This window comes from Azomonas macrocytogenes, from assembly GCF_014191985.1.
GTDB lineage: Bacteria > Pseudomonadota > Gammaproteobacteria > Pseudomonadales > Pseudomonadaceae > Azomonas > Azomonas macrocytogenes.
Genome location: NZ_JACHXI010000002.1, coordinates 139,970 through 165,134, shown reverse-complemented (window position 1 = coordinate 165,134; position 25,165 = coordinate 139,970). Strand labels below are relative to the sequence as shown.

Sequence of the window (25,165 nt, the reverse complement as noted above, 5' to 3'; positions counted from 1 at the left end):
AAGCCATGCTGCCATCCATTCCATCCAGCCTGCTGCCCGTCACTGCCCAACAGGACAGCAGCAAGCCACGACCGGAAGTTTCCCCGATCACCCCCGTGGTGAAAAGTGCTGCCCAAAGCGCTGTGACGCAGGGTAGGCACCAATCGCAGGAAATGACCGACGATATGAACGAGCAACGGGGTCATCGGCACACTGAGCATATGGTGGAGAATCCAATAGCGGAAAGCGTCGATGCCGCCATGGAGGAAATACCGCGCCAAGGGACCCGGATCGATATAAAAATCTGAAACCTGATGTTTCTCTTGTTCCGGCGCACTTTCAATGCCTGATGTCTTTAGCGATGGACGAATTCGGTTGCCGAATGCCGAACTGGCCTATTTTCCAGACTGGCTGAGTACCGTTGAGGCCGATGGATTGCTGGCTGAAATCGTTGCCCAAACGCCTTGGGCGCAACCACGAATACGGTGTTTTGGTCGTGAACATGCCGTGCCGCGGTTGGTGGCCTGGTATGGCGATCCACAAGCGAGCTATTGCTATTCTGGGCTTGCGCACAGTCCCTTGCCCTGGATCGCACCGCTCGATGAACTGCGCAAGCGGCTGCAAGCCGAATTACAACGGAATTTCAATGGCGTGTTGCTCAACCTCTATCGCAACGGACAGGACGCCATGGGTTGGCACAGCGATGACGAGCCCGAGTTGGGCGCCGATCCATTGATCGCGTCCCTCAGTCTCGGGGCCGAACGGCGCTTCGATCTGCGGCGCACGAAGAGTAAAGGCATCCAGCATTCGTTGATCCTCAAACACGGTTCACTGCTGGTAATGAGCGGCTCTACCCAGCATTATTGGCAACACCAGATCGCCCGTACTCGCAAGATCAATACAGCACGACTGAACCTGACCTTCCGCCTGATCCATTCCGAGTCCAAGCAATGAGTAGCCAAGGCAAACTGATCGATTTGAATACCGAGCGTAGCAAGCGTATCCACGATGCGCATGACAAGCGTCTGAACGACATGCGCAATGCGTTCGAACAGGCACTACCGCTTGCCAGTGGTAAACCAAAAAAGAAGAAAGACAGGAACAAGCCGAAAAAGCGTTGATCCCCATCCTTCCTCTCTGCGTTGCCCAGATTCTTATATCCGCTCTGGATAGGAGCCGTTTGCCTGCACGGTGCTATCGAATACCTATAGATTGGCCTTGATAAAACCTGCCCCGGCAAGCATCTGGATATTGCAAGCCCATCGGTAAGCGCAGTGTTGTCGAGATAGCTGTCATTCCTCATATTTATAAATACTTGCTGGCTAATTTCATTTTCGTTGATCGAAGCCGATTTTCTTTGACTAGCTTGTTGAGTATGACCCTTGGCAAAAGACCGAACGCTCTCATTTCCGCCGCGTGTCGGTGACACTGGAGGTACGTTATGGTTATCAATGTGGCGTTTGCAGGAGCAACTGCAGCTTGCCTGGTGATTGCTCTGCTTGCGAGGTAATCGCTTGTCTTGGCTCAGAGACTGAATGCAGGGTTCCGGTCGGGCCGAGCTTTTATGGAAGGAAGGCAAAGGTGCATGCAGACCGATAGGTGTACCCGAAGCATGGGCGGTGACTCAGGTGGGCAACCATAGGCATCTATTCCATACGGATTTCGTTTAACAAGACGTAAAACAAAGGTATGGATAACTTTTATTCTATTTATATATCCGAATCTTTCGAATTATTCCCTGGATTCGATTTTGATGGGTTTTTTTGAATGCTTTATGGTGCGTTTGATCCTAATCAATTTTTTCAGGTCAGATTTCTATATCTTTGTATGCAGTAGCGGTAATCGAAAGACAGATAATTAAATCCTTTGGAGGATTAGACCATGGCCATCAATCTTACTTTTGCTGGGTTGATAATAGCCTGCTTGGTGATCTCTGTTCTTGAGCGATAATTCTTTTGTTGCGGATATATTTCTCTTATCGAGCATAAAACCTGAAAGCTGGCTCGGTTCGCTTCCGTAACAGATAAAGGGCACGCAAGGCAATTAGGCGACTTCGGTCGTCTTTTTTTTGCGCAAGCATAATGGTAAAGCATCGATTCCTGCCTGATATCGTTGTTGGCTGTGCTGGCTGCAGAGATCGGCAGAGGGTTGCTGGTAAGGAATAAGATCCTGTTCAAAGTCTGCTGCGCGTTGGCCATACCGCGTTGAAAATGGCCTGGATCGCCAGCCCGGTCCGCTTCCTCAGCCATTTTCGCCTTGTCTGGCCTTAGCTCGCGAGACTTTGAACAGGCTCTAAAAGCGGACTCTGGCTTTATTTGCGTTGCCGAGCCGGCTTCGATCACGCTGCCGGATTACTCGATCAGCGAAACCAGATATTCAGTGACATTTTGATGTTCACCAATAAAGCCTTTCGGAAATTAATTGAATAACGTTAAGCCAATTTTAATTCTTTTGATTCAGGTCAGTTTTTCTCCAGCCTTGGGGATGATGCTTGATGGTTTTTGATTCCAGTCAATTTTTCCAGGATGAATTTCTATATCGTTACATCCAACAGCTTAAGTGACTTGCTAACGCAAAGTTAATGAAACGGAGAAAGATTGTGACTATCAATATGCTATTTGCAAGTGTAACAACCGCATGTCTAATGGTTGCTTTTCTCGGTAGATAATTCGCTTATTCGTATTATTCGATAGTACGTAACTACGCAAAAGAGCACGCAAGGCAATTGGCGACTTCGGTCGCCTTTTTTTATGGTCGCCTATATAGGCAAGCGTAAGTATTCTCGTTCAAATATCGGTTGCCTGCAGTCAATGCAGTGAGAGAAATCGTCCGGGCACCTCAGTACTAACCAATCCGAACCGGCAGTAAATCAGGCAGATCGACTTCCTGCTTTTTGCGTGGTGCCAGAACTTCCGCCTCGCCATCGACTACTTGTTCCCCTTTCTGATTGAATACGCGTGTAGCGATACGGACACGAAATTTCGGAAGCTTTTCCAATATTTCCAGCTCGATAGTTAGCGTGTCGCCGATTTTCACTGGACGAGTAAACTCCAGTTTCTGGGCGAGATAGATAGAGCCAGGTCCAGGAAGCTCACAGGCTATGGCCGCGCTGATCAGGGTTCCAGTCAGCATGCCATGCGCGATACGCTCCTTGAATATCGTCCGGGCTGCGTACTCAGCATCGAGATGCACGGGGTTACGATCCCCAGACAAGGATGCAAACAGCAATATGTCGCGCTCTTCGATGATTCTATGAGTGCTGGCTTTTTGTCCTACTTCAAGAGCGTCGTAGGGAATGTTGCTGACGGTGCTCATGTGGCGATGACCTTTTGTCTACTATGTAGTACGGCGTATAACCTTATTGCCTATGAGCGTGGTTATCCTGACCGGTTGGGCTGCCCAATGCAGAACCGGCTAGAGGCTCACCGGCTGATAAAAGAAATTCGAGCAGAAGAAATTGCTTCGGTATAGGCGAAGCAATTGAGGCGCGGTCGCTCAGGCCTTCTTCACAAACTCCGACTTTAGTTTCATAGCGCCGATACCGTCTATCTTGCAATCGATGTCGTGGTCGCCCTTTACCAAGCGAATGTTCTTCACTTTGGTACCGACCTTGACCACCAGAGACGAGCCCTTGACCTTGAGATCTTTGATCACGCTGACAGTATCGCCGTCCTGCAGCACGTTACCCACGGCATCCTTGATCACCTTGGCATTGCTATCACCTTCTGCGGCGGCGTCGGCAGACCATTCATGGGCGCACTCGGGGCAGATCAGCAGGGTGCCGTCCTCGTAAGTGTATTCGGAATTGCATTTCGGGCAGGATGGCAGGTGGCTCACTACTGATCTCGCTTCAGTTAAATCAGAACTGGCAATTATATAGGTTCTTTACCGACTTTCTGGATGAACAGAAAAATATCCTCTGTAATTACTAGTAGTTGTAGTTACCTGCATGCGAAGCCTGATAATAATTCTCAACGCCATCGTAAAAACAGGCAAGCCGTGGGATGGGCCCATCCACACGGCTTGACTGGTAAGACAGTTGTTCATCACGTCAACAGACCCTGGCTGGCTCATTTAAAGCCAGCGGCTGTATTAGTAATGAAGTCGTACTGGATCAATAAGCACGTGCTGAATCGCGCATGGCTTTAACCTGATCGTGGCTGCGCTGCACGCACTGATATTGGCGTTCAACCAAGGAACGCACATCACTGGGTAGTTCTTGAGCCAATGCATCCTTATAGCTGCTTATCGCCACATCTTCGCCACGTTCGCATTCATTCAGGATTGCTTCATCATCTTTGCCGCTGATAGCAGATTTAAAATCGATCCAGCCACGATGTAGGGCTCCTGAAACACTTGGGCTGCGTTGCGGATCGCCACCTAGCGATATAACCGTTTGTTGAAGCTCTTGCGCCGCTTGGCGACACTCTTCAGCATGACGAATCAAATTGCTTTTGTATTCAGGGGTTTTCAGGTCTTCAGCACATTCTTGGAAGCCTTTTTCACCGTCCAGACTGGTTTCGATGAGGTCATTCAATACGGAAATAACAGATTTATTGTCCATGATAATACCCCTAACATCAGATGTGTTTGTCGAGCGATGTAACATTTTTCACGTTATTGTTAACGCTGAAAAATATTTATAACGCTTGTACAAACGACTTTTGATCGAGAGTGATGGTTCATTCCGTTGGTCTGTTAGAGTGAGCCATACAGTTGGTTCAATGACTTCACAAGGCTTTCTGCCATCCCTTTGTTGTTACTATTATTTTTTCGAGAAAAATCCGCTTGATTATTGAGTTATCGAAAAATAATGCGATAAAAAAGAGAATACTGCTTTTTTATGGCTGTCAGGATGCGGAAGCTAACTCTTGAAGCGTTTTTCTAGGAAAACTCAGGCAAGCGAAACGGAGTTAAGCAAAAGTAACTGATCGTCACTGTTTTTTTTCGTCATGAACTGATGCTTGAAGTTTATTTTCTACTAAAGAAGTCAAGGGATTATTTCGCTGCTCGACTAGCTCTTAATGAAGTGGCTATTTGTAAAAACATCATGGGTAATGTTTTATACGAGCTATTAGGTTTTTGGTTTATTTGATTGAACTGCTTGTGATGATTTCAGGTCTCATTAATCAACCAGCATTCGACTGCCGTGTCGGTTATATTGCTAATTGCCAATGGTGCTGTGTTGATTACAGCTTGTTTGTTATTTTTGAAAAAAGGAAATCGTATGAAAAATATAACCAAAATATTATTTTCTGGCTTCTTTGTTTTCCTATATGGTTTGACTTCTCACCTGGCTATAGCTGCGGTCGATACGGAGGATTTCGTTGATGAAGCTTCAGCCAAGGTAATAGCTGAAATCGAAACGGCAAAATTGGCTCTCCAAAAGAGCACGACTCCTGATATAAAGAGTTTTGCTCAAAAAGCAATCGATGATCACACTAAAAACAAGATAAAACTTTCTCAGCTTGCTCGGGAAAATAATTTGGAAGTATCGGATGATGCTACATTAATGGACAGAGCTAAGGCAATGATTCTAAAATGGCGCGATGGTGAAAACTTCGATAAAGCTTATGTGAATAACCAAATATCCATCCATGAGCAAAGCATAAAATTATACGATGAATATCTAAGAGATGGCGAAAATGCAGCTGTCAAGCAATATGTAAAATCTACGCTGCCAACATTGGAAATGCATCTTAAAGAAGCTCAGGAATTGGCTGTAAAATATAAATTCGATGATAAGGAACAATAATATAACTTTATCGAGAAAGCTTCTTGGCCAAAGCTTGGCAGTTTCTTTTGCGATGGCTTCGAATACTTGCCGCGCCGGCTTGGGCTAGCAGTAGAGCCTGACCGGCGATCTTTCGAACAGATCAGGCTGTTTCTAGAGTGTGCGTAAAAAGATCAAATCCAGGATTCCTCTTCGCTAACGCGTCTCTAATGGTACTGGGTGCGTAGGGGCGGGAAAATCAGCGTCAAGCGCCTCTATATCTTCATCATCCAGGTTTAGTGAGAGCGCAGAAGCATTCTCGCGGATATGTGCGGGGGTACCCGACTCAGGGATGGCGATGACCTGTCCGCCCCGGATAGCCCAAGCCAAGGCCACCGCTGCCGACGATGAGGCATGTTTCCTGGCGATCTGCGCAAGCAGTGGATGCTGCAATAAGTGGCTACCGCTACCACCCAACGGCGAATAGGCCATCACTGGCAAGCCGTGCTGACCACACCAGGGCTGAAGCGCAAATTCCGTTCCCCGGCTGCCCAGGTTATAAAACACCTGGTCCGTCGCACAGTGGTTGCCTGCCCCAATCTCGAATAACTCTTGCATATCATCCGTATCGAAATTGGAGACGCCCCAGGAGAGGATTTTTCCTGCTGACTTCAGCCTTTCAAAGGACTCCACCGCTTCGCCGAGCAGTGAGCCAAACCGCCAGTGCAACAGATACAGATCCAGATGATCGGTTGCCAGACGCGAGAGGCTCTCATTACAGGCGCGCTCTATCATCAGTCGATTGGCATGCCAGGGATACGCCTTGGAAACCAGAAATACCTGATCCCGGCGACCTTCAATGGCACGACCTATCAACTTTTCCGACTGACCGTCGCCATACATTTCTGCCGTATCGATCAGAGAAAGCCCCAGGTCAAGACCAAGTTGCAGAGCAGTTATTTCCTCCTTATCGGCATGGCGTCCCTGGCCCAGATGCCAGCTACCCATTCCGATTGGAGGAACTTTGCGCCCATCGGGAAAGATCACCTGCTTCGTCGGTCTTTCTGCCATTGCATGGTCAGCGGATAGCACGCCGGTGGGTGGGCTAACCGCAAATCCTCGTTGCATGGGAGCCGCAAGCCCAAGGCCTGCAAGCATCTGCATAAAATGACGACGATGAATGGACATAAGCTTTATAGACTCCAACTCCGAATAGATAAGGCATGCCAGACGCCTGCACTTTGGCAGGTTAGGGTAGCGGCTCCAAACCTAGCGGCTTCGCTGATGCAGGAACAACTGGAGTGAACTTTCAGCCGCTCGCAAACCTCCCACTTTCAAACAGACCGGCATGAAATTGGGTGATCTCTTTCTTAAGCTGCAACGAGGCTGAACCATGAGCAACCGACTGCAAGGCAAGAAGATTTTAATCATTACCTCGAACACTGGTATCGAGCGCGATGAGCTACTCAAGCCCCTGGAGGCTTTGAGCGATTTGGGGGCCACATTGACTCATGCATCGAGCGACGGAGGACTGGTCCAGACCTTTGTTCAGGATACCGAGAAAGACATAACGGTAAAGTCCGACCTTAAATTGTCGGATCTGGTTGCCTCGAATTTCGATGCATTGGTTATCCCCGGTGGGACAGTCAATGCCGACACATTGCGCCAAGATAAACAGGCTCAGCACATCGTTAAGGAATTTGTGGAATCGGGAAAAATTGTCGCGGCCATCTGCCACGGGCCTTGGCTACTGATCGATGCCGGTGTGATTCCAGGCAAGACGCTGACTTCCTACTCCAGTGTACGCACTGACCTCATCAACGCCAAAGCCGCCAACTGGGTTGACGCTGAAGTAAAGCAATGCCCAGCCAACGGCTGGAATCTCATTACTTCACGCAATCCCAACGACTTACCAGCTTTCAATGAAGCGATTGCGCAAGCGCTTGAGGCGGCATAAGACAACCAAAGGAGGAGCTGTGGATAGCGCTTCTACCTCATGGTCTATTGTGGGACGTCGGCGAATATCGGGCGACATTGCTCCAACCAACCCAGCCGATTTGCCATCGGGTTTCTGGTAGCGGAGCTTCCTGTTCTTCTACCTGGTAGAGGTGATTTGGAAATACAGGCGTTGTCGTCATGTTCGTAGTATGCCGCCGCTTCAGGCTCAAGCTTGGCAAGTGAACCACTAGAAACAACAAAGCCCGCATAGGGCGGGCTTTCAAGGCTTTCTGGTACAACTTGGTACTACCAGAAACAAGGCAATGGTCGGAGCGACTGGATTCGAACCAGCGACCTTCTCGTCCCGAACGAGACGCGCTACCAAGCTGCGCTACGCTCCGAAGGCTGGCGCGCATTCTACAGAAAATGTCATGCGCTACAAGACCTTGTGGATGCGTTCTGCATTCTTCCAGAGTAATTGACTGAATTTTATGAGTTTATTTCATTGGTCGAGCAATTTTGTTCGGTCCGATTCGAAATGAGTCTTTATCGGGTGTTGGCCGGTAACTTGTCGGGACAGGGTGTCAATCGGTTGAATCTTCTTCGAACCGTCCTTCGGCACGATTTTTTCTAACATTTGCGGCCTCGAATATCCTGCCGTTGATGGCGATATAGATGCCCTCTGGGAGAATTTGGAGAGCTCCGATGGCCAGGCCAAGATTGAACGGTGCATCACTCAGGCGCATCCGGGCTGGTTGCATGGCACCGGTGAAGACGATGACCTTGCCGGGGATATTCTTCAGGGCGGCAGCGGTGGCGGTCATGGTATCTGTGCCGTGGGTGATGAGGATATGTCGGGCCGGGCTGGCGGCGACACGCTCGTGAATCAGCTCGCGGTCGGCATCGGTCAGTTCCAGGCTGTCTTTTCTGACTAGGCTGTCCACGGTGTAATCGAACGTTACCCGTGCTTCATCCAGGATGGTCGAAGCCATCGGGTCGCCGATCCGGAAATCGGAAAGGGCATCGTAATAAATCTTGTCGAAGGTACCGCCAGTGGTGAATATCTGGATATTCATGCAAGCTCCCGCCGCGTTTTCATGGCTGGCAGTAGTGTAGCGCACCTGCCTATGCGCCCATTCGTCAGGAGCGACTTATGACGCAATCCCGGAGCAAACCCTGGTTTGTCTATCTGGTACGGGCTGCCAATGGCTCTCTTTATTGCGGCATCAGCGACGATGCCGAGCGGCGTTTCGCCGAGCACTGTCGGGGCAGGGGCGCACGGTTTTTCCGCTCAAGCCCAGCGCAGGCCCTGGTCTATCTGGAAGCGTGTGCCGATAAAGGCGCTGCGTTGCGCCGCGAATATGCGATCAAACGATTGGCCAAGGTCGCCAAGGAGGCCTTGGTTGCCGGTTATTTTTCGTCCGGCGATTCACTTGTGCGACCAACACTGGAACAATGCAGACCCAGTTCCGGGCAGGAGTAGGAGCTCATGCAGATCCAGGGTTATTTCGATCTTCGTTTTGAATCCGTCAAGGATGTTTTTGCAGCCTCGTTCAACGGTAACGGGCAGCGCGGCGGAGCTATCTGCGTGAAGGTCGGTGGAGAAACGGTCATCGATCTCTGGGCCGGTACAGCCGACAACGCCGGTGAGCGTGCCTGGGATAGTGACACCCTGGTCAACCTGTTTTCCTGCACCAAGACTTTCACGGGGGTAGCCGCTCTGCAACTGGTTGCCGAAGGCAAGCTCGAACTAGACGCACCGGTGGCGCGTATCTGGCCCGAATTCGGTGTCAATGGTAAGGAGCGGATCACGCTTCGCCAGTTGCTTTGCCATCGTGCTGGCGTGCCTGCGTTGCGCGAGGTGCTGCCTGCCGCAGCGCTGTTCGACTGGACCGCCATGACCACTGCGCTGGCCAGTGAGCACCCTTGGTGGACGCCGGGCGAAGGGCAGGGTTACGCGCCTTTGGCTTATGGCTGGTTGCTGGGCGAGCTTATCCGGCGGATAGATGGCAAGGAGCCGGGCAAGGCTATCATGGCGCGTGTCGCAGAGCCGTTTGGGCTGGACTTTCATCTGGGGCTGAGCGATGCGGATATTTCGCGAGTGGCTTATCTGGTACGGGGCCGCAACGATTTTGGCGATGCTGGTGCGCAGCGCCTGATGAAAACCATACAGAGCGATCCGACCTCGTTGAGCGGGCGTGCATTCAACAACCCCCCTGGCTTGATGAACAGTGGCAACAAGCCCGAGTGGCTACGGTTTACCCAGCCTGCAGCCAATGGTCACGCCAATGCGCGGGCCGTGGCGGGTTTCTACGATGCTCTGTTGCACGAACGCCTGCTGGATCGTGCGTTGTTGGCCGAGATGACTCGCGAACACAGCCTGGGTGAGGACCGTACCCTGTTGGCGCATACTCGCTTTGGGCTTGGTTGCTGGCTCGATCAGCCACAAGCCAATGCCACCTTTGGCCTGGGGCCGCAGAGTTTCGGCCATCCTGGAGCGGGAGGTTGCCTGGGGTTCGCTGATCCGGAACGAGACGTGGCTTTCGGGTACGTCACCAACACGCTCGGCCCTTATGTATTGATGGATCCGCGTGCGCAAGAGTTGGCCCGAGCGGTTGGGTGTTGCCTGGCCTGAAGTATTCGTCGTCTGTAACAAAATTAGTTTGATAAATAATAGCTTGTATCCAGAATAGAATCTTGAGTTTCACCCTGGTTGCAGGGGCTTGCGTGACTGGCAGCCCATACTGAAAAATTGTTGACGGACCTTTGACGATGAAGTTGTTCAAGAGCACCACACTGATGCTGTGCATGGCTGTTTCCGGCTGCAGCTTCATTGACAAGCTTGGGATCGGTGACAAGACGGGCAGCAATAATTCTGCTGGTACTGGCAAATCTATTGGTGCTGTCGAAACACCGAAAGTGGATGCCGCTTGGTTCAGCGATTATGAAACAAACCTGCAGACCGCCCTCACAGGTAGTTCGTTCGAAATAACACGTTACGAAAACGCATTGATAGTCACGGCTCCGGTAGACAGTACGTTTAACCCTGACCGTCCCGGCATGCTTCTGCCGGTTTCGCTGAGCCCGATAACCAAGGTCGCCAAGCTGCTTGAAAAAGATCGGACGACCGCTGTCATGGTGCTTGGCCATGCCGATAGCCTCGGTTCCGCCGAGCTCAATCACACTCTGACGACGAACCGGGCCAGCGCCGTTGGAGCGATCTTCAGCCTGAGCGGTCTCAAAAGTGATCGTCTGCTGATCAAGGGCATGGGGTCGCTGATGCCGCGTTCGGCGAACGACAGTAAGGAAGGGCGGGCGCTGAATCGTCGAGTCGAAATGGTTTTGAGCCCGAAGAATGTCTTCAAGGTACTGGTAACGCAGTATCGGAGTCCTGCACAGCCGATCAAGGTTATCTCGCCTGTTTCGCCTGCAGTCGCTAAAACAACCCGGGTAGCCTTAGGTGAGTCCAAAAAAACGCCGCGCCAGAAAAAGAAATGATCCTGAAGCTGATCGGGATGCTGCTCACCTGCACTGATCGTTGATTCATATCGGCCAGAATGCTGGCTGTGTGGATAAGCTTTCTGCAGCACTCATGAATACAGGAGCCATGCCATGAATCAGCCGCTTGCCGATATGCGTCGCGACTACGCGCGCGATGGCCTCAGCGAAGCGAACGCATCCGACGATCCTTTCATGCTCTTTGACAAATGGTTTGTCGATGCGATGAAGACCGAGCACGCTCCGGTCGAGCCGAATGCAATGACTCTGGCGACGGTAGATGCCGAAGGGCGGCCGCATTGCCGGGTATTGCTGCTCAAGGCACTGGATTCGCGTGGCTTCACATTCTTTACCAATTACGAAAGCGACAAGGGGCGGCAGCTCGAAGCCTGCCCCTATGCAGCCATGACGTTCTTCTGGCCGGCGCTGGAGCGGCAGGTACGCATCGAAGGGGTGGTCGGGCGTGTGACCCCCGAGGAATCCGAGGCCTATTACCAGGTGCGTCCGCTGGGTAGTCGTTTGGGGGCCTGGGCTTCTCCACAGAGTCGCACGCTACGCGATCGGGCAGAGCTTGAGCAGTTGCTGGCTCGTACCGAACTCAATTTCGCCGGTGAGCCGCCGCATTGTCCGCCACATTGGGGCGGTTATCGCCTGATCCCGGACCGGATCGAATTCTGGCAAGGGCGCCCCAACCGTTTGCATGACCGGCTCAACTATCGGCGTCTTGCCGCTCAGTGGGTACGCGAACGATTGGCTCCCTGAGCGATACCGGCTATTACCAGCAATGCTTTCGGTTTCAAGATTTGTAGTCCAGAGCAACTTCTACTGTCAGTTGATTCAAGGAATCATTTATGCGCCAGTCGCTATCCACAGTCTTCTTGATGACCACAATATTGATCGTTGGTGGGTGCGCTTCCGATCTGGATGAAGACACCTACAGCAGAAGTGAGGCACGAGCAGTACAAACCATTCGCACCGGCACCATCGAATCTCTGCGCCCGGTGAATATCGAGGGCACGAAAACGCCCATCGGCAGCGGTGCCGGTGCCATTGCCGGAGGGGTGGCCGGTAGTTCCGTGGGTGGCGGGCGCGGCAGTGCAGTGGCCGCTATTGCCGGGGCGCTGATTGGTGGTGTAGCCGGTGCGGCGGCGGAAGAAGGGATTACCCGGGCGAAAGGGGTCGAGATCACCGTGCGCGAGGATGATGGCAATACCCGGGCCTATGTTCAGGAACTGGGTCCCCAGCATGTCTTCAGGGTTGGGCAACGGGTCCAGATTCATACGCTCAGGGGTACCAGCAGGGTAGTGGCGGTTCCCTGAGTGCGGTTTTTCTGTAAATGCTGCCTGCGCTGATTTGGTGAAACCTGGAATCGAACTCTTCTGGTTCATTGGAATCGATTCGACCGGGTGTGCTTTCTCCAGCATTATGTTTTATTGCTTTGTTCAGAAATGAATTCCCGTCGATAGCGCTCTTTTGATCGATATGGATAATCGGTCAATGATTGTTGTTGCATCTCTTTCCGGTCAGATTAGCGAATCGAGCCCTGTCATCTTACCGGAGCCGATCAAGGAGCTTTACCATGGCGCTTGCGCTGATCATTGTCTTGCCTTTTCTTGGCATCTGCTTCTCTCAGCTCATGCGTTCGACGCGTTCCTATTGCGCTCTGGGAACCGCGCTTACGCCCATTATGGCTTTGGGCTTGCTGTTGGCCGAGCGGAAAACCGTGTTTTCCGGCCAGGTCCGGATTGTCAACTGGCCCTGGTTATCCGATCTGGGGCTTGATCTGAGCCTGCGTCTCGATGGTCTGAGCTTTCTGTTTGCACTGCTGATTCTGGGGATAGGCCTGCTGGTCATTCTCTATGCCCGCTATTACCTGTCGGAAAGTGATCCGCCAGGGCGTTTCTTTGGTTATTTCCTGGCTTTCATGAGCTCCATGCTGGGCGTGGTGCTGTCGGAAAACCTCTTGCTGATGCTGATGTTCTGGGAATTGACGAGCCTGTCGTCATTTTTGCTCATCGGTTTCTGGAATCATCGCCGGGATGCCCGTCGAGGTGCGCGCATGGCGCTCGCTGTCACCGGTGGCGGGGGGCTGGCGTTGTTGGCCGGCATTCTGCTGATCGGACATATCGTCGGCAGCTTTGAGCTGACCCAGGTGTTGGCAGCCGGCGATACCATTCGTGCCCACGCCTTGTATCCGCTGGCGCTGATCCTGGTTCTGCTGGGAGTGTTCACCAAATCGGCACAGTTTCCTTTCCATTTCTGGTTGCCCCGCGCAATGGCAGCACCAACTCCGGTTTCTGCTTTCCTGCACTCGGCTACCATGGTCAAGGCCGGGGTATTTTTGCTGGCGCGTCTGTATCCGGCGCTTTCCGGTACGGACTGGTGGTTCTTCCTGGTCGGCTTGACCGGTATGGCGACACTGCTGCTCGGTGCCGTCATGGCGCTGCTCCAGCATGATCTCAAGGGTGTATTGGCCTATTCGACCATCAGTCATCTGGGACTGATCACGCTGCTGTTCGGCCTCGACTCGGATTTCAGTCAGGTAGCGGCGATCTTCCATATCATTAACCATGCGACGTTCAAGGCTTCGTTGTTCATGGCGGCTGGAATCATCGATCACGAGACCGGGACACGAGATATCCGCCAGCTTCATGGCATGTGGCGCTACATGCCGCATTCTGCCGCGCTGGCCATCGTGGCTTCGCTGTCGATGGCTGGTGTGCCGTTGCTTAATGGCTTTCTCAGCAAGGAAATGTTTTTTGCCGAGACCCTGGGGCAGCATCTGTTCGGCAGTTTCGGCGGGATAATTCCAGTCTTGGCAACGCTGGCTGGCGCATTTTCAGTGGCCTACTCGCTACGCTTCATTCATGACGTGTTTTTCAATGGCAAGCCCGTCGATCTGCCGATCTATCCACCGCACGAACCACCGCGCTACATGCGAATTCCCGTCGAGGTGCTGGTGCTGATCTGTCTATTGGTAGGGATTGTGCCGGGCCTGACGGTGGCTCCGCTACTCAATGCCGCAGGGGCGGCAAGCCTGAACGGGCCGATTCCGCCTTATAGCCTGTCCATCTGGCATGGTTTCAATACGCCGTTGCTGATGAGCTTTATCGCGCTGACTGGCGGCGGGTTGATCTATTTCCTGCGTAATTCGCTGTTTCGCTGGCACGAAAGCTTGCCGCAGCTCAATTCTCTCGAAATCTTCGAGCATGTGCAGCGAGCATTGGCTGCCCTGGCCAGAAAAGCCAACAAGCTGCTGGATAACGGTTCGTTGCAGCGTTACCTGGTCTTGGTCCTGCTCAGTGCGTTGACGCTGGTTGCAGTCGCCTTGTTGCCGCTCGATTCACTCACCGGCTCTGTGGCGCTGACACAATTGGACGGCATTACGATTCTGGGATTCGTCATCATGGCCCTGGCTTCGATGGCGACGGTGGTCTTCCAGCGGCATCGGCTAGTGGCACTGATGCCATTGAGTGCCGTGGGGTTGATGGTCTCGCTGGCTTTTCTGCGTTATTCGGCACCGGATCTTGCGCTGACTCAATTGTCGGTAGAAGTGGTGACCATCATTCTGTTGATCCTGTCGATCTTCTTCCTGCCGATCCGTACACCAATCGAATCCACCAGATTCCGTCGCGGTCGCGATCTGCTGGTCGCGCTGGCATGTGGGGTCATGATGTCGTTGCTGGCCTATGCCGTAATGACGCGCCCCTATGACAGTATCGCGACGTTCTTCCTGGAAAATAGTGTGTCCGGCGGTGGTGGCACCAATGTGGTCAACGTGATCCTGGTGGATTTCCGCGGGTTCGATACCCTGGGCGAGATTTGTGTGTTGGCCATCGCTGGGGTCGGCATCTATGGCTTGCTGCATGCGCTGCGCTTGCCCTTTCCAAAGCGAGACTACGGTGGCCGGACCTGGTCCATCGACAGCCATCCGATGATCCTCGACGATCTGGCCAGGCAGATGTTGCCGATGGCGTTATTGATTTCGGTATTCATCTTCATGCGCGGACACAATTTGCCGGGCGGCGGTTTCATTGCCGGGTTGATTACGTCGATCGCCTTGATTCTGCAATACATTTCGCATGGCGTGATCTGGACCCAGGAGCGCCAGCCGCTTAGTTACCATGGGATGGCCGGCTGGGGAATCTGCATTGCCGGGCTTACCGGGCTGAGCAGCCTGGCGTTCGGACATACCTACCTGACATCCGCGTTCAGGCATTTCCATTTACCACTGATCGGCGAATTCGAGTTGGCTACGGCCATGTTGTTCGATCTGGGTGTTTATCTGGCAGTCGTCGGTGCGACCATGCTGATTCTTTCCAATATGGGGCACGTCGGCCAGGACGAGTGCAAGGAGGTGGCCTGATGGAGGCTGTGTTTGCGATTACCCTGGGCATCATGGCCGCCAGTGGTGTTTATCTGCTGCTCAGAGCGCGCATCTTTCCAGTTGTCATGGGGCTTACCCTGCTTTCCTACGCAGTCAATCTGTTCATTTTCGCCATGGGGCGGCTTGGAACCGGAGTCCCCGCGGTGATTGGCAAGAGCACCGAATATGGCGACCCGTTACCGCAGGCGCTGGTATTGACGGCAATCGTCATCGGTTTTGCCATGACCGCTTTCGTGCTCGTACTGGCCTTGCGTGGCCTCGGCGAGCTGCGTACCGATCATGTGGATGGCCAGGAGCGGCGTAAATGAAGCACGCTCTGATCCTGCCCATTTTGCTACCGCTGTTCACCGGCGGCTTGCTGTTGGTTCTCCATCAACTGAGTCTGACGGTCAAGCGAGCGATATCCATGCTCGCTTGCTGGGCGTTGCTGCCCATCGCGATCTGGCTTGTGCTGTTGGCCGGTGACGGTGAACTGCGTACCTATGCCTTGGGCGGTTGGCAAGCACCCTTCGGCATTGTGCTGGTCCTGGACCGGCTGGCCGCGCTGATGTTACTGGTGAATGCCTTTCTGGCTGCCTTCGCTTTGCTGTATGCCTGCCGCGGCGATGACGAGCAGGGGCCGAATTTCCATACCTTGTTTCAGTTCCAGCTGCTCGGTATCAACGGCGCCTTCCTGACTGGCGATCTCTTCAATCTGTTCGTCTTCTTCGAGATTCTGTTGATTGCCTCCTATGCGCTATTACTGCATGGCAATAGCGCGCGGCAGGTCAGTGCCGGCATGCATTACGTCGTGTTGAACCTGTTGGGTTCCTCGTTCTTTCTAATCGGTATCAGCATGCTTTATGGCCTGACCGGTACCTTGAACATGGCCGACCTGGCTGTGCGCGTAGGCAATGCCGATGCCGGTCGGGCGCCGTTGATCGCGGCAGCGGGCTTTCTGCTGCTGGTGGTGTTTGGTCTCAAGGCGGCCATGGTTCCCCTGCATCTGTGGCTGCCGAAAGCCTATGCAACTGCTCCTGCATCGGTGGCGGCGTTATTCGCCATCATGACCAAGGTCGGAATCTACGCCATCCTGCGGGTTTTCACGCTGATTTTCGGTAGTACTGCCGGCGCAGTGGCGAATTTGCTGGATGGCTGGTTGTGGCCGCTGGCCCTGGTCACGCTGGCAATAGGCATCCTGGGAGTGCTGGCGGCCCGGGAGTTGCGGCAGATGCTGGCGCAGCTGGTGATCGTTTCGGTCGGTACGCTGTTGGCTGGCATTGCCCTGGGGTCGGTCCAGGGATTGAGCGCGGCGCTGTACTATCTGATTCATAGCACGATGGTGGCGGGAGGCCTGTTCCTGCTGGCGGACCTGATCGTCCGGCAGCGTGGCAACGAGGGTGGACGGCTGGTCCTTGCTGCAGCCCTGCGGCAGCCGTTGCTGCTGGGCTCGCTGTTTTTCTTCGGGGCGATTTCAGTCATCGGGTTGCCGCCGTTTTCGGGCTTTCTCGGCAAATTGATGCTGCTACGGGCTGTTGAGCCAGGCTACTCGGCGCTGGCGCTCTGGTCGATAGTGCTGATTGGCGGGCTGGGGATGGTCGTGGCCATGAGCCGGGCCGGCAGTCTGCTGTTCTGGCGCGCCGCCTATGATCCGAAGGATGAATCGATCCACGCGCCCAAAAGCGATGGCTTGCGTCTGCTGGCCTGTATCGCTCTGCTGTCGTGCAGCCTGCTGCTGGTAATTCTCGCCAAGCCGTTACAAACCTATATTCAAGCCACGGCTGCGCAATTGCTGGATCTGGCTCCCTATCGGCAAATCGTTGGAGGAGGTAACGCATGAAGATATTACCGCACCCGCTCCTGACGATATTTCTGACGCTGCTGTGGCTGTTGCTGAATAACACCGTTGCGTTCGGCCAACTCTTGCTGGGGCTGTTCCTGGGCTGGGTAATCCCCTTGTTGGCCGGGCGCTTCCTGCTCAAGGTGCCGCCTGTCTGCAAGCCGTTCAAGCTCTGTCTGTTCCTGCTGCTGATTCTATATGACATCGTCGTAGCCAATCTGCACGTTGCCAGGCTGGTACTCGGCTCGCCAAGGAAATTGCGTCCGGCGTTTGTCGAGGTACCCATGGATATCGAGGATGAATTCATCCTGACCATTCTCACCAGCATCGCTTCACTGACGCCGGGAACGGTATCGGCCGGCCTCAGCACGGACCACCGAACACTGCTGCTGCACGTCCTGGATACAGATAAGCCGCAAGACGTAGCCGAAGAGTTGAAGACGCGCTACGAAGCCCCGTTGCTGGAGATTTTCCGATGCTCGAGTACGTAGTTCCGCTGTGCATGACTTTGCTTGGTACAGCGATGCTGCTGAATACGCTGCGCCTGCTCAAAGGGCCGGATATGCCGGATCGAGTGCTGGCACTGGATACCTTGTATATCAATGGCCTGGCCATGATCGTGTTGTTTGGTATCTGGCTGGCTTCGGATCTGTTCTTCGAGGCGGCCTTGCTGATCGCGGTAATGGGTTTCGTCAGTACGGTGGCCGTCAGCAAGCATCTACTGCATGGCGATATTATCGATTGAGGAGTTCTGTATGCCTTTCTGGATTGAACTGATCGTCAGTCTGTTGCTGATTCTCGGCAGCGTATTTGCCCTGATCGGTGCGCTCGGGCTTTATCGACTACCCGATTTCTTCACGCGCCTGCATGGGCCGACCAAGGCCACTACGCTGGGGGTGGGGAGTATCGTGATCGCTTCGATGGTTTTTTTCAGTTGGCGAAACGGGACGCCAAGCCTGCATGAGCTGCTGATTACCATCTTTCTATTTTTTACCGCGCCGGTCAGTGCGCATATGATGGCCAAGGCCGCTATGCAGCAAAAGCTGCCGCTGAATGACAAGACTCAGGGCAAACCATGGGAATGAGCCCGAGCGAAAGCCTTGCCGAGGATAGATACAAGCCGCTTACTCGCGGCCGCCCCCCAGGTAAGCGCAGCCACGCAGGGTGCGCCCATTCATCTGCAACGTGGCGGCCAGTGGGGTTAGGATGGTATTGCCCTGGCAGCGCTGAGGTGCGATCCATAGCTCCAGGCGCTGTCCGTTCGCCTCGCTGCTGAAGTTGGTCTGGCCTTCCGGCAGTTGCTCTTCCAGATACGGCAGCGCTTGCGGTGGCTGGCCGCTGCGTTGCAGCAACATGCCTTGGCTGGTGATGGTCAACGTCAGATCCGGCTCGATCCGGGCACGCATGAGTGAGCCCTTGAGTTCGGGATCCTTGCAACCGGGGTTCTGGTCTTCCAGGCGGTACAGCCGGGTCGGCGTCAGCAGCCCGGTGGCCTTCGGTTCGGTGGTTGGCGCCATTCTGCCGCGCAGGTCGACGAACAAGCTGTTCGTACCTTGGCTCGCCATCAAGGTGCGGGCGTCCCGATCGAGCCCGAGTCCGTCCAGAACCAGAAAACGCCGACCTTCCGAGCAGGGTTCAAGCCATAGCCGGTCCTGTTCCAGAAGAAGCTCACCTTGCCAGCGGTCACCGGTTTTCAGTGGGTGGGGGTTTCCCTCTTGCGAGGTGGACTGACAGCTGGCCAGAAGAGGGACGAGCATGGCGTACAGGACGTGTCTGAAGGACATTGCTTACTCGGCCTGGCAGGAAAGAAAGACGCCGCTTGGAACGGCGCCGAAAAGGATCAGTTGCCCTTGACGGCTTTGCCGTCGACGGTGCCTTGTTCAAGGATGATGTGGTATTGCTTGCCGTCCTTTTCTACCTGATAAAGGCTAACCAGCAGGTAATTCCAGTTCTTGGCCAGCCACAGGATGGTCTGGCGCTTGGTCTGGGTGGGGTCGCGTACCCGTTCGACCTTGATCGCGTCGATCTGGCCGACCTTGGTCTCGACTTTTTCCTCGCCCAGCACGCGGAAATCGTAGGTATCGATTTCATCCACATCGATTACCTGATAGCTCATGCTTTGCTTGCCGGAAGCCACATCCTTTTGCAGGGCTACCTGATAGGTGGATTTGTCCAGCAGGCCGCGGTTGAGTGGCAGGGAAACCGGATCACCATTGTCGCTGCCGGTAACTTGCTTGGCGTTCCAGTTGAAGATGTGATTGACCGTCTTGCTCTTCGCCAGCCCGCCGCGCTTGAAGGCATAGCTTTGGGGCAGCAGGTCGTTGCCTTCGGTGCGAAAAACACTGCTTTCGGTCAAATTGACGATCATCATCGAGGCGCTGAAATCAAGCTGCCAGCTTCCATCCGGACGATGTTCCAGCTTTCTCTCGGCACTGCCGCTGACCGGAACCTGCTTCCAGTCGGCTGTGTAAGTGACAGAGAAAGGCTTCATTTCGAAGGCATGTAGTGGTAGGGACAGCATCGCGAGGGCAAACAGCAAAGCACGTCGCATCAGGTTCTCCTAGTTTCGTAATACCTGGTTTCGTAATACATGGCCATTGGTTGGCAAGGGTGCGCCATCCAGCATCGCCCCTCGAGTCCCCAGGCGCAAGCGTCCCTCGGCAAACCAGCGCACGGCCAGGGGGTAGATCCGGTGCTCTTCGGCATGGACACGCCGGACCAGGTTGTCGATATCCTCGCCAGCTTGCACCGGGATGACGGCCTGTACCGCGACCGGCCCACCGTCCAGCTCCGCCGTGACGAAGTGTACGCTGCAGCCGTGCTCCGCTTCCCCGGCCGTGAGCACCCGGCGATGCGTGTCGAGGCCCTTGTAGGCGGGCAGCAACGAGGGGTGGATATTCAGCAGGCGTCCTGCGTAATGCTCGACGAACGCCTGGGTGAGGATGCGCATGAAACCGGCCAGGACCACCAGTTGCGGTGCCTGGCTGTCGATGATCTCGATCAGGGCCTGATCGAAGGCTTCACGGTTGGCGAAGGCCTTATGGTCGATGATCCGAGTCTCGATGCCGGCTGCCTGGGCGCGCTGCAAGCCGTAGGCATCGGCACGGTTGGAGATGACGGCACGGATACGCACCGGCCCGCCGGGCTCTTGGCTGTCGATCAGGGCCTGGAGGTTGCTGCCATTGCCCGATATCAGTACGACTACATTGCAGGTCGGGTTCATCGTCAGGCTTTCAGGTTGTGCAGCAGGACCGCTGTCTTAGCGTCGGCAGCGGCCTCGATGTGGCCGATGATCCAGGGTGTTTCACCGGAGGCACGCAGGTTGGCCAGGACGGTCTCGGCCTGATCCGGTGCCACGCAGACGACCATGCCGACGCCACAGTTGAGCACGCGGTGCATTTCTTGCTCTTCGACGTTGCCTTTTTCCTGCAGCCAGTCGAAGACGGCCGGGCGAGCCCAACTGGCTACGTCGATGACAGCTTGGGTATTCTTCGGCAGCACCCGCGGGATGTTTTCCAGCAAACCGCCACCGGTGATGTGCGCCATCGCCTTGACCGCCCCGGTTTCCTCGATCAGTTTGAGCAACGGCTTGACGTAGATGCGCGTCGGTGCCATCAGCAGATCGGCCAGCGGCTGGCCGTCGAGCTCGGTGCCGGATACGCTGGCACCGCTTACTTCGATGATCTTGCGGATCAGCGAATAACCGTTGGAGTGCGGGCCGGAAGAGGGCAAGGCGATAAGCCTATCGCCTGCCTGTACGGTCGAGCCGTCGATGATTTCGCTCTTTTCCACCACGCCGACGCAGAAGCCGGCCAGGTCGTAATCCTCGCCCGCATACATACCCGGCATCTCGGCCGTCTCGCCACCGACCAGCGAACAGCCGGCCTGTGCACAACCTTCGCCGATGCCGGTGACCACGCGGGTAGCCACGTCCACGTTGAGCTTGCCGGTGGCATAGTAGTCGAGAAAGAACAACGGTTCGGCGCCGCAGACCACCAGATCGTTCACGCACATGGCCACCAGGTCGATGCCGATGCTGTCGTGCTTGCCGAGATCCATCGCCAGGCGCAGCTTGGTGCCCACGCCATCGGTACCGGAGACCAACACCGGTTGGCGGTAGCCGGCCGGAATCTCGCAAAGGGCGCCGAAGCCGCCCAGTCCGCCCAGCACTTCCGGCCGCGCGGTGCGTCTGGCGACGCCCTTGATGCGCTCGACCAGCGCTTCTCCGGCATCGATATCGACACCTGCGTCCTTGTAGCTGAGGGAAGGTTGCTTGCTCATAGAAATGCGGGCCTGTGACGGGAGTGCTGGATCGACCGGGATGCAATCGCTGTTCTGCATGCCCATGCTGGGCAACGGTAGTCGGTCGCGGAACCAGTGATTTTATCAGGCTTGCCGGAGAGCGGCCATCCCGCTGCCCACGTAGAGGGTTTCGTCTGCGCGGCATGGTTGCCGTGTTACAGGGCGGTGTTTAAGGTATAGCGCTTCCGCCGACCGAGAGTCCGTCATGCGTTCGATTGTTCCTTATCTGGTTTTATGCTCCGCGTTGATGCCGCTGGTGCCGGCTGTGGCCAAACCCATGGAAGGGCTGTATCGCGTACGCGAGCCTTTTTCCGCTCAGGAGCCGAATGCGCATGACGAAGGCTTGCGGCGTGCCTTCGATACTCTGGTGCTACGCCTGACCGGCAACCCTGATGCTGCCACCTCTCCGGCGCTGGCCAGCCTGCGCAGCAATCCCCAGCAGTTGATTACCCAGTATGGTGTGGAGAACGACATCCTGATGGTGGAATTCGATCCGGCCACCGTACAGCGCAGCCTGCGCCAGGCCGGGATGGGTACCTGGGGCGCGGAGCGGCCGTCATTGCTGACCTGGTGGCTGAGCGAGTCGTCGCAGGGTACCCAACTGGCGGGCGATGACCAGGAAAGCGGTAATCTGCTGCGTACTGCTGCACAATATCGCGGGCTCCCTTTGCTGCTGCCATTGGCCGATCTCGACGAGCAGTTGGCAGTGACTCCCGAGGTCGTACAGACTGGCAATGTCGGAGTCTTGCGCGAAGCTTCTTCCCGCTACGATGCCAATGCACTGCTGGCGGTGGCTGCCCGCGAAGCGGAAACTGGAGGCTGGCAGGCGACCTGGCAGCTCTGGCTGGCCAACAAGGAAGGCAAGGGGGAAGTCAGCGCCGCCAATCCCCAGGCGTTGGCCGACGCGGTAATGGTGGCAGTAAACGGTTATCTGGCCCCCCAGTTCGTCGCTCGACCGGAAGCTACGCAAGCGTTGCGCCTGGAGGTGCGGGGCGCGAATATTTCCCGTTTTGCCGAGCTGGATCGCCTGCTCGAACCCATGAATGGGGAGTTGATAGTGGTTGAGGGGGACCGGTTGGTTTATCGCCTGCAAGCCAATCCCGAACAACTGCGCACCCAGCTCGCCATGGCTCGTCTGCAGGAGGTTCCGGCTCCGCCTCCGCCACCACCGGCCCAGCAAGCTCCGACAGTCAACGCCAGTGGACAGCCAGTTGCTGCACCGTTGCCACCACCTTCGGAAGGTACTGGTACTCTGTTGCACTATCGCTGGTAGCAACCCGGCGCCATCCGGTTTCGGCAAGCCAGGCACGTATGTTGGAGGGAATCGCTGAACATGTCTGTTTCGAGCCGTTGGTTGTGGCTGGTCGGGCTGATCCTGGCCGGCTGGCTGGTGCATACGCTGATGCCAATTCTCTCGCCGTTCCTGATCGGCATGCTATTGGCCTATCTCGGCGATCCGCTGGTCGACCGGCTGGAAACCTGGCGTTTTTCGCGCACCTGGGCGGTGGTGACAGTATTCACGCTGCTGTCGCTGATCTGCCTGATGATGCTGTTGGTACTGGTGCCGATGCTGGGCAAGCAACTGGTACGCCTGTATCAGTTGATGCCAGTGTTGCTGGACTGGCTGCAATCGACCGCCTTTCCCTGGATTCAGAATCGCTTCGGGCTGGAAGAGGGCTTTTGGCACCTGGACCAGTTGAAGAACACGCTCTCGGGCCAGTTGGGCAGTACCACCGATCTGCTGGGCATACTGCTCAGCCAGGTGACTGCCTCGGGCCTCGCCTTGCTGGTCTGGCTGGGCAACCTGACGCTGATCCCTGTTGTCGGGTTCTACCTGATGCGCGACTGGGATCTGATGGTCGCGCGCTTGCGCAATCTCCTGCCACGCAAGCGTGAAGCCCATGTGGTCAAGCTGGTGGGTGAATGCCATGAAGTGCTTGGCGCTTTTTTGCGTGGGCAATTGATGGTGATGCTGGCTCTGGCGCTGATCTACGCGGGGGGGCTGATGCTGGTCGGCCTGGAACTGGGGCTGTTGATCGGCGTGTTGGCGGGCCTGGCCAGCATCGTTCCCTATATGGGGTTTGTGGTCGGAATTGGCAGCGCGATCATGGCGGCGCTGTTCCAGTTCGGTCTGCAACCCTATCCGCTGATCGGGGTGGTGGCGGTTTTCACCGTCGGCCAGATGCTGGAGGGCATGCTGCTGACGCCAATGCTGGTTGGTGACCGGATCGGCTTGCATCCGGTTGCGGTAATCTTTGCCGTGCTGGCTGGCGGACAACTGTTCGGCTTTACCGGCATTCTGCTGGCCTTGCCGGTAGCCGCCGTGATCATGGTGCTGCTGCGCCACGTACACGAACTCTATAAACTCTCCGGACTTTATGCAGAGCCGGCCGCCAGCATGGCCGACGAGCCGCCAGGTCAGCCATGAAACCCATCCAGCTTCCCCTGGGCATACGTCTGCGCGACGATGCCACCTTCGGTAATTTCTATCCTGGAGCCAATGCCGGAGCGCTTGGCTATGTGGAGCGTCTTTGTTCGCCGCAGGCCGGCTGGACCGACGAGCTGATCTATCTCTGGGGCAAGGTCGGGGCCGGGCGCAGCCACTTGCTGCAGGCAGCCTGCCTGCGCATGGGCGAGCGCCGCGAACTGGCCGTCTATCTGCCGCTGGAGGAGGTGGCGCAATACGGGCCGGTGTTACTGGAAAACCTCGAACAATGCGAGCTGGTATGCCTGGATGACCTGGAAGCCGTCGCAGGGGACGCCGCCTGGGAAGAGGCTTTGTTCCATCTGTTCAATCGCTTGCGCGATGCCGGACGGCGCCTGCTATTGTCTGCGGCAATGTCTCCACGCGAGCTCCCCATCAATTTGCCGGACTTGCGTTCGCGCCTGAGCCTGTCCCTGGTTTTCCAACTGCGCATGCTGTCCGACGAGGACAAGCTGAGAGCCTTGCAACTGCGCGCTTCGCGGCGTGGCCTGAGCCTGCCCGATGATGTCGGGCGCTTCATTCTCGGGCGCGGCGTGCGTAGCATGAACGCGCTTTTCGAGCTACTGGAAAAGCTCGATCATGCCTCGTTGCAGGCACAGCGCAAGCTAACCATCCCGTTCATCAAGGAGACGCTGGGCTGGTAGCGTTGCGCCCCTTTTCCTGTCAGTCGAGAATGTCCAGGATCTTTTCCGGTGGCCGCCCGATCACGGCCTTGTCACCGGCGATCAGGATCGGCCGCTCGATCAGCCGAGGATGCTCGACCATGGCCTGGATCAGCTGTGCATCGCCAAGGGCCGGGTCCGCCAGGCCGAGTTCACGGTATTCGTCCTCGCCGGTACGCAGCAGGGCCCGTGGCGGTATACCCAGCTTGGCGAGAATATCCTTGAGTTCCTCCGCGCTTGGTGGCGTTTCCAGATAGCGCACCAGGGTAAAAGCCAGCCCGCGGGCTTCGAGCAATCCCAGCGCACCACGGGATTTGGAGCAGCGCGGATTGTGATACAGCTTCAGTTCGTTCATACGCCAGGCCTTCGTCGGGAAGAAGAT

30 protein-coding genes and 1 tRNA gene are annotated in these 25,165 nt (G+C 55.4%); 19 read left to right on the top strand and 12 right to left on the bottom strand.

Features of this window, described 5'->3' with window-relative positions:
* Positions 1–5 precede the first annotated feature (5 nt).
* Genes FHR87_RS03260 through FHR87_RS03250 form a run of 3 tightly spaced genes read left to right on the top strand, consistent with a single transcriptional unit; the run spans position 6 to position 1,100 of the window.
* On the top strand, positions 6–287 hold the full coding sequence (locus FHR87_RS03260; protein WP_183165289.1) for an aspartate-semialdehyde dehydrogenase: 282 nt from the start codon (positions 6–8) through the stop codon (positions 285–287).
* 34 nt (positions 288–321) lie between these two features.
* Positions 322–933, top strand: a complete 612-nt coding sequence (locus tag FHR87_RS03255; RefSeq protein WP_183165288.1) for an alpha-ketoglutarate-dependent dioxygenase AlkB family protein — start codon at positions 322–324, stop codon at positions 931–933.
* A complete protein-coding gene (locus FHR87_RS03250) occupies positions 930–1,100 on the top strand; it encodes a hypothetical protein (protein ID WP_183165287.1) in 171 nt (56 codons plus the stop codon). The genes FHR87_RS03255 and FHR87_RS03250 overlap by 4 nt, the downstream gene beginning before the upstream one ends.
* A gap of 753 nt (positions 1,101–1,853) precedes the next feature.
* On the opposite strand, the gene FHR87_RS03245 is transcribed toward FHR87_RS03250, so the two are convergent.
* The 4 genes from FHR87_RS03245 to FHR87_RS03230 form a co-directional block, all read right to left on the bottom strand.
* Positions 1,854–2,321 carry a hypothetical protein gene (locus FHR87_RS03245; protein WP_183165286.1) on the bottom strand — a complete coding sequence of 156 codons (468 nt, stop codon included), beginning with the start codon at positions 2,319–2,321 and terminating at the stop codon, positions 1,854–1,856.
* A 502-nt stretch (positions 2,322–2,823) separates the two neighbouring features.
* On the bottom strand, positions 2,824–3,294 hold the full coding sequence (locus tag FHR87_RS03240) for a MaoC family dehydratase (protein ID WP_183165285.1): 471 nt from the start codon (positions 3,292–3,294) through the stop codon (positions 2,824–2,826).
* Positions 3,295–3,474: 180 nt separating this feature from the next.
* Positions 3,475–3,816: a zinc ribbon domain-containing protein YjdM gene (locus FHR87_RS03235; RefSeq protein WP_183165284.1), complete on the bottom strand. Its 342-nt coding sequence runs from the start codon at positions 3,814–3,816 to the stop codon at positions 3,475–3,477.
* A gap of 277 nt (positions 3,817–4,093) precedes the next feature.
* Positions 4,094–4,543: a ferritin-like domain-containing protein gene (locus tag FHR87_RS03230; RefSeq protein ID WP_183165283.1), complete on the bottom strand. Its 450-nt coding sequence runs from the start codon at positions 4,541–4,543 to the stop codon at positions 4,094–4,096.
* Positions 4,544–5,206: 663 nt separating this feature from the next.
* On the opposite strand from FHR87_RS03230, the gene FHR87_RS03225 reads away from it, so the two are divergent.
* Complete coding sequence (locus FHR87_RS03225; protein WP_183165282.1) at positions 5,207–5,734, top strand: DUF4142 domain-containing protein; 528 nt, start codon at positions 5,207–5,209, stop codon at positions 5,732–5,734.
* 174 nt (positions 5,735–5,908) lie between these two features.
* Here FHR87_RS03225 and FHR87_RS03220 read toward each other — a convergent pair whose 3' ends face one another.
* The gene (locus FHR87_RS03220) at positions 5,909–6,763 is read right to left on the bottom strand and encodes an aldo/keto reductase (RefSeq protein WP_183165429.1); all 855 of its coding nucleotides are present in this window, start codon (positions 6,761–6,763) and stop codon (positions 5,909–5,911) included.
* 322 nt (positions 6,764–7,085) lie between these two features.
* On the opposite strand from FHR87_RS03220, the gene FHR87_RS03215 reads away from it, so the two are divergent.
* Entirely contained in the window at positions 7,086–7,649 is a 564-nt protein-coding gene (locus tag FHR87_RS03215) for a type 1 glutamine amidotransferase domain-containing protein (RefSeq protein WP_183165281.1), read from the top strand.
* 305 nt (positions 7,650–7,954) lie between these two features.
* Here FHR87_RS03215 and FHR87_RS03210 read toward each other — a convergent pair.
* Both FHR87_RS03210 and FHR87_RS03205 read right to left on the bottom strand, forming a co-directional pair.
* Positions 7,955–8,031, bottom strand: a tRNA-Pro gene (locus FHR87_RS03210).
* A gap of 183 nt (positions 8,032–8,214) precedes the next feature.
* Positions 8,215–8,706, bottom strand: a complete 492-nt coding sequence (locus tag FHR87_RS03205) for an asparaginase domain-containing protein (protein ID WP_183165280.1) — start codon at positions 8,704–8,706, stop codon at positions 8,215–8,217.
* A gap of 77 nt (positions 8,707–8,783) precedes the next feature.
* Here FHR87_RS03205 and FHR87_RS03200 point away from each other — a divergent pair, with 77 nt between their 5' ends.
* The 11 genes from FHR87_RS03200 (at position 8,784) to FHR87_RS03150 (ending at position 18,419) form a co-directional block, all read left to right on the top strand.
* Complete coding sequence (locus FHR87_RS03200; protein WP_183165279.1) at positions 8,784–9,113, top strand: GIY-YIG nuclease family protein; 330 nt, start codon at positions 8,784–8,786, stop codon at positions 9,111–9,113.
* Positions 9,114–9,119: 6 nt separating this feature from the next.
* The gene (locus FHR87_RS03195; RefSeq protein WP_183165278.1) at positions 9,120–10,265 is read left to right on the top strand and encodes a serine hydrolase domain-containing protein; all 1,146 of its coding nucleotides are present in this window, start codon (positions 9,120–9,122) and stop codon (positions 10,263–10,265) included.
* 137 nt (positions 10,266–10,402) lie between these two features.
* Complete coding sequence (locus FHR87_RS03190) at positions 10,403–11,128, top strand: OmpA family protein (RefSeq protein WP_183165277.1); 726 nt, start codon at positions 10,403–10,405, stop codon at positions 11,126–11,128.
* A gap of 114 nt (positions 11,129–11,242) precedes the next feature.
* Positions 11,243–11,890 carry a pyridoxamine 5'-phosphate oxidase gene (gene pdxH / locus FHR87_RS03185; RefSeq protein ID WP_183165276.1) on the top strand — a complete coding sequence of 216 codons (648 nt, stop codon included), beginning with the start codon at positions 11,243–11,245 and terminating at the stop codon, positions 11,888–11,890.
* An 89-nt stretch (positions 11,891–11,979) separates the two neighbouring features.
* Positions 11,980–12,447 carry an outer membrane lipoprotein gene (locus tag FHR87_RS03180; protein WP_183165275.1) on the top strand — a complete coding sequence of 156 codons (468 nt, stop codon included), beginning with the start codon at positions 11,980–11,982 and terminating at the stop codon, positions 12,445–12,447.
* A gap of 260 nt (positions 12,448–12,707) precedes the next feature.
* Positions 12,708–15,494: a monovalent cation/H+ antiporter subunit A gene (locus FHR87_RS03175; RefSeq protein ID WP_183165274.1), complete on the top strand. Its 2,787-nt coding sequence runs from the start codon at positions 12,708–12,710 to the stop codon at positions 15,492–15,494.
* Positions 15,494–15,823, top strand: coding sequence for a Na+/H+ antiporter subunit C (locus tag FHR87_RS03170; RefSeq protein ID WP_183165273.1), 330 nt, complete (start codon positions 15,494–15,496; stop codon positions 15,821–15,823). The genes FHR87_RS03175 and FHR87_RS03170 overlap by 1 nt, the downstream gene beginning before the upstream one ends.
* Entirely contained in the window at positions 15,820–17,334 is a 1,515-nt protein-coding gene (locus tag FHR87_RS03165) for a monovalent cation/H+ antiporter subunit D (protein ID WP_183165272.1), read from the top strand. The genes FHR87_RS03170 and FHR87_RS03165 overlap by 4 nt, the downstream gene beginning before the upstream one ends.
* Positions 17,331–17,825, top strand: coding sequence for a Na+/H+ antiporter subunit E (locus FHR87_RS03160; protein ID WP_183165271.1), 495 nt, complete (start codon positions 17,331–17,333; stop codon positions 17,823–17,825). Before FHR87_RS03165 ends, FHR87_RS03160 begins: the two co-directional genes overlap by 4 nt.
* A complete protein-coding gene (locus tag FHR87_RS03155; RefSeq protein ID WP_183165270.1) occupies positions 17,810–18,079 on the top strand; it encodes a K+/H+ antiporter subunit F in 270 nt (89 codons plus the stop codon). Before FHR87_RS03160 ends, FHR87_RS03155 begins: the two co-directional genes overlap by 16 nt.
* A 10-nt stretch (positions 18,080–18,089) precedes the next feature.
* Positions 18,090–18,419, top strand: a complete 330-nt coding sequence (locus FHR87_RS03150) for a Na+/H+ antiporter subunit G (protein ID WP_183165269.1) — start codon at positions 18,090–18,092, stop codon at positions 18,417–18,419.
* A gap of 39 nt (positions 18,420–18,458) precedes the next feature.
* On the opposite strand, the gene FHR87_RS03145 is transcribed toward FHR87_RS03150, so the two are convergent.
* The 4 genes from FHR87_RS03145 to purM are packed head-to-tail and all read right to left on the bottom strand — an operon-like array spanning position 18,459 to position 21,615.
* Complete coding sequence (locus FHR87_RS03145) at positions 18,459–19,118, bottom strand: hypothetical protein (RefSeq protein ID WP_183165268.1); 660 nt, start codon at positions 19,116–19,118, stop codon at positions 18,459–18,461.
* Positions 19,119–19,174: 56 nt separating this feature from the next.
* The gene (locus FHR87_RS03140; RefSeq protein WP_183165267.1) at positions 19,175–19,885 is read right to left on the bottom strand and encodes a DUF3108 domain-containing protein; all 711 of its coding nucleotides are present in this window, start codon (positions 19,883–19,885) and stop codon (positions 19,175–19,177) included.
* Between the two features lie 9 nt (positions 19,886–19,894).
* On the bottom strand, positions 19,895–20,557 hold the full coding sequence (gene purN / locus FHR87_RS03135) for a phosphoribosylglycinamide formyltransferase (protein ID WP_183165266.1): 663 nt from the start codon (positions 20,555–20,557) through the stop codon (positions 19,895–19,897).
* 2 nt (positions 20,558–20,559) lie between these two features.
* A complete protein-coding gene (gene purM, locus FHR87_RS03130; protein WP_183165265.1) occupies positions 20,560–21,615 on the bottom strand; it encodes a phosphoribosylformylglycinamidine cyclo-ligase in 1,056 nt (351 codons plus the stop codon).
* Positions 21,616–21,841: 226 nt separating this feature from the next.
* Between purM and FHR87_RS03125 the strand changes: the two genes are divergently transcribed.
* Genes FHR87_RS03125 through hda form a run of 3 tightly spaced genes read left to right on the top strand, consistent with a single transcriptional unit; the run spans position 21,842 to position 24,765 of the window.
* Complete coding sequence (locus FHR87_RS03125; RefSeq protein ID WP_183165264.1) at positions 21,842–22,909, top strand: DUF2066 domain-containing protein; 1,068 nt, start codon at positions 21,842–21,844, stop codon at positions 22,907–22,909.
* 60 nt (positions 22,910–22,969) lie between these two features.
* Complete coding sequence (locus FHR87_RS03120; RefSeq protein WP_183165263.1) at positions 22,970–24,064, top strand: AI-2E family transporter; 1,095 nt, start codon at positions 22,970–22,972, stop codon at positions 24,062–24,064.
* A complete protein-coding gene (hda, locus tag FHR87_RS03115) occupies positions 24,061–24,765 on the top strand; it encodes a DnaA regulatory inactivator Hda (protein WP_183165262.1) in 705 nt (234 codons plus the stop codon). The genes FHR87_RS03120 and hda overlap by 4 nt, the downstream gene beginning before the upstream one ends.
* Positions 24,766–24,784: 19 nt before the next feature.
* Here hda and arsC read toward each other — a convergent pair whose 3' ends face one another.
* Positions 24,785–25,138, bottom strand: coding sequence for an arsenate reductase (glutaredoxin) (gene arsC, locus FHR87_RS03110; protein WP_183165261.1), 354 nt, complete (start codon positions 25,136–25,138; stop codon positions 24,785–24,787).
* Positions 25,139–25,165 lie beyond the last annotated feature (27 nt).

Excerpts from the sequence above, each read along its gene's own strand:
- FHR87_RS03125 (WP_183165264.1), top strand. The coding sequence starts at position 21,842 with ATGCGTTCGATTGTTCCTTATCTGGTTTTATGCTCCGCGTTGATGCCG.
- FHR87_RS03145 (WP_183165268.1), bottom strand. The coding sequence starts at position 19,118 with ATGTCCTTCAGACACGTCCTGTACGCCATGCTCGTCCCTCTTCTGGCC.
- FHR87_RS03195 (WP_183165278.1), top strand. The coding sequence starts at position 9,120 with ATGCAGATCCAGGGTTATTTCGATCTTCGTTTTGAATCCGTCAAGGAT.
- FHR87_RS03200 (WP_183165279.1), top strand. The coding sequence starts at position 8,784 with ATGACGCAATCCCGGAGCAAACCCTGGTTTGTCTATCTGGTACGGGCT.
- FHR87_RS03250 (WP_183165287.1), top strand. The coding sequence starts at position 930 with ATGAGTAGCCAAGGCAAACTGATCGATTTGAATACCGAGCGTAGCAAG.
- FHR87_RS03225 (WP_183165282.1), top strand. The coding sequence starts at position 5,207 with ATGAAAAATATAACCAAAATATTATTTTCTGGCTTCTTTGTTTTCCTA.
- FHR87_RS03220 (WP_183165429.1), bottom strand. The coding sequence starts at position 6,763 with ATGGCAGAAAGACCGACGAAGCAGGTGATCTTTCCCGATGGGCGCAAA.
- FHR87_RS03260 (WP_183165289.1), top strand. The coding sequence starts at position 6 with ATGCTGCCATCCATTCCATCCAGCCTGCTGCCCGTCACTGCCCAACAG.
- FHR87_RS03170 (WP_183165273.1), top strand. The coding sequence starts at position 15,494 with ATGGAGGCTGTGTTTGCGATTACCCTGGGCATCATGGCCGCCAGTGGT.
- arsC (WP_183165261.1), bottom strand. The coding sequence starts at position 25,138 with ATGAACGAACTGAAGCTGTATCACAATCCGCGCTGCTCCAAATCCCGT.
- FHR87_RS03165 (WP_183165272.1), top strand. The coding sequence starts at position 15,820 with ATGAAGCACGCTCTGATCCTGCCCATTTTGCTACCGCTGTTCACCGGC.
- purN (WP_183165266.1), bottom strand. The coding sequence starts at position 20,557 with ATGAACCCGACCTGCAATGTAGTCGTACTGATATCGGGCAATGGCAGC.
- FHR87_RS03180 (WP_183165275.1), top strand. The coding sequence starts at position 11,980 with ATGCGCCAGTCGCTATCCACAGTCTTCTTGATGACCACAATATTGATC.
- pdxH (WP_183165276.1), top strand. The coding sequence starts at position 11,243 with ATGAATCAGCCGCTTGCCGATATGCGTCGCGACTACGCGCGCGATGGC.
- FHR87_RS03175 (WP_183165274.1), top strand. The coding sequence starts at position 12,708 with ATGGCGCTTGCGCTGATCATTGTCTTGCCTTTTCTTGGCATCTGCTTC.
- FHR87_RS03150 (WP_183165269.1), top strand. The coding sequence starts at position 18,090 with ATGCCTTTCTGGATTGAACTGATCGTCAGTCTGTTGCTGATTCTCGGC.
- FHR87_RS03160 (WP_183165271.1), top strand. The coding sequence starts at position 17,331 with ATGAAGATATTACCGCACCCGCTCCTGACGATATTTCTGACGCTGCTG.
- purM (WP_183165265.1), bottom strand. The coding sequence starts at position 21,615 with ATGAGCAAGCAACCTTCCCTCAGCTACAAGGACGCAGGTGTCGATATC.
- FHR87_RS03205 (WP_183165280.1), bottom strand. The coding sequence starts at position 8,706 with ATGAATATCCAGATATTCACCACTGGCGGTACCTTCGACAAGATTTAT.
- FHR87_RS03240 (WP_183165285.1), bottom strand. The coding sequence starts at position 3,294 with ATGAGCACCGTCAGCAACATTCCCTACGACGCTCTTGAAGTAGGACAA.
- FHR87_RS03190 (WP_183165277.1), top strand. The coding sequence starts at position 10,403 with ATGAAGTTGTTCAAGAGCACCACACTGATGCTGTGCATGGCTGTTTCC.
- FHR87_RS03140 (WP_183165267.1), bottom strand. The coding sequence starts at position 19,885 with ATGCGACGTGCTTTGCTGTTTGCCCTCGCGATGCTGTCCCTACCACTA.
- FHR87_RS03120 (WP_183165263.1), top strand. The coding sequence starts at position 22,970 with ATGTCTGTTTCGAGCCGTTGGTTGTGGCTGGTCGGGCTGATCCTGGCC.
- FHR87_RS03230 (WP_183165283.1), bottom strand. The coding sequence starts at position 4,543 with ATGGACAATAAATCTGTTATTTCCGTATTGAATGACCTCATCGAAACC.
- hda (WP_183165262.1), top strand. The coding sequence starts at position 24,061 with ATGAAACCCATCCAGCTTCCCCTGGGCATACGTCTGCGCGACGATGCC.
- FHR87_RS03155 (WP_183165270.1), top strand. The coding sequence starts at position 17,810 with ATGCTCGAGTACGTAGTTCCGCTGTGCATGACTTTGCTTGGTACAGCG.
- FHR87_RS03255 (WP_183165288.1), top strand. The coding sequence starts at position 322 with ATGCCTGATGTCTTTAGCGATGGACGAATTCGGTTGCCGAATGCCGAA.
- FHR87_RS03215 (WP_183165281.1), top strand. The coding sequence starts at position 7,086 with ATGAGCAACCGACTGCAAGGCAAGAAGATTTTAATCATTACCTCGAAC.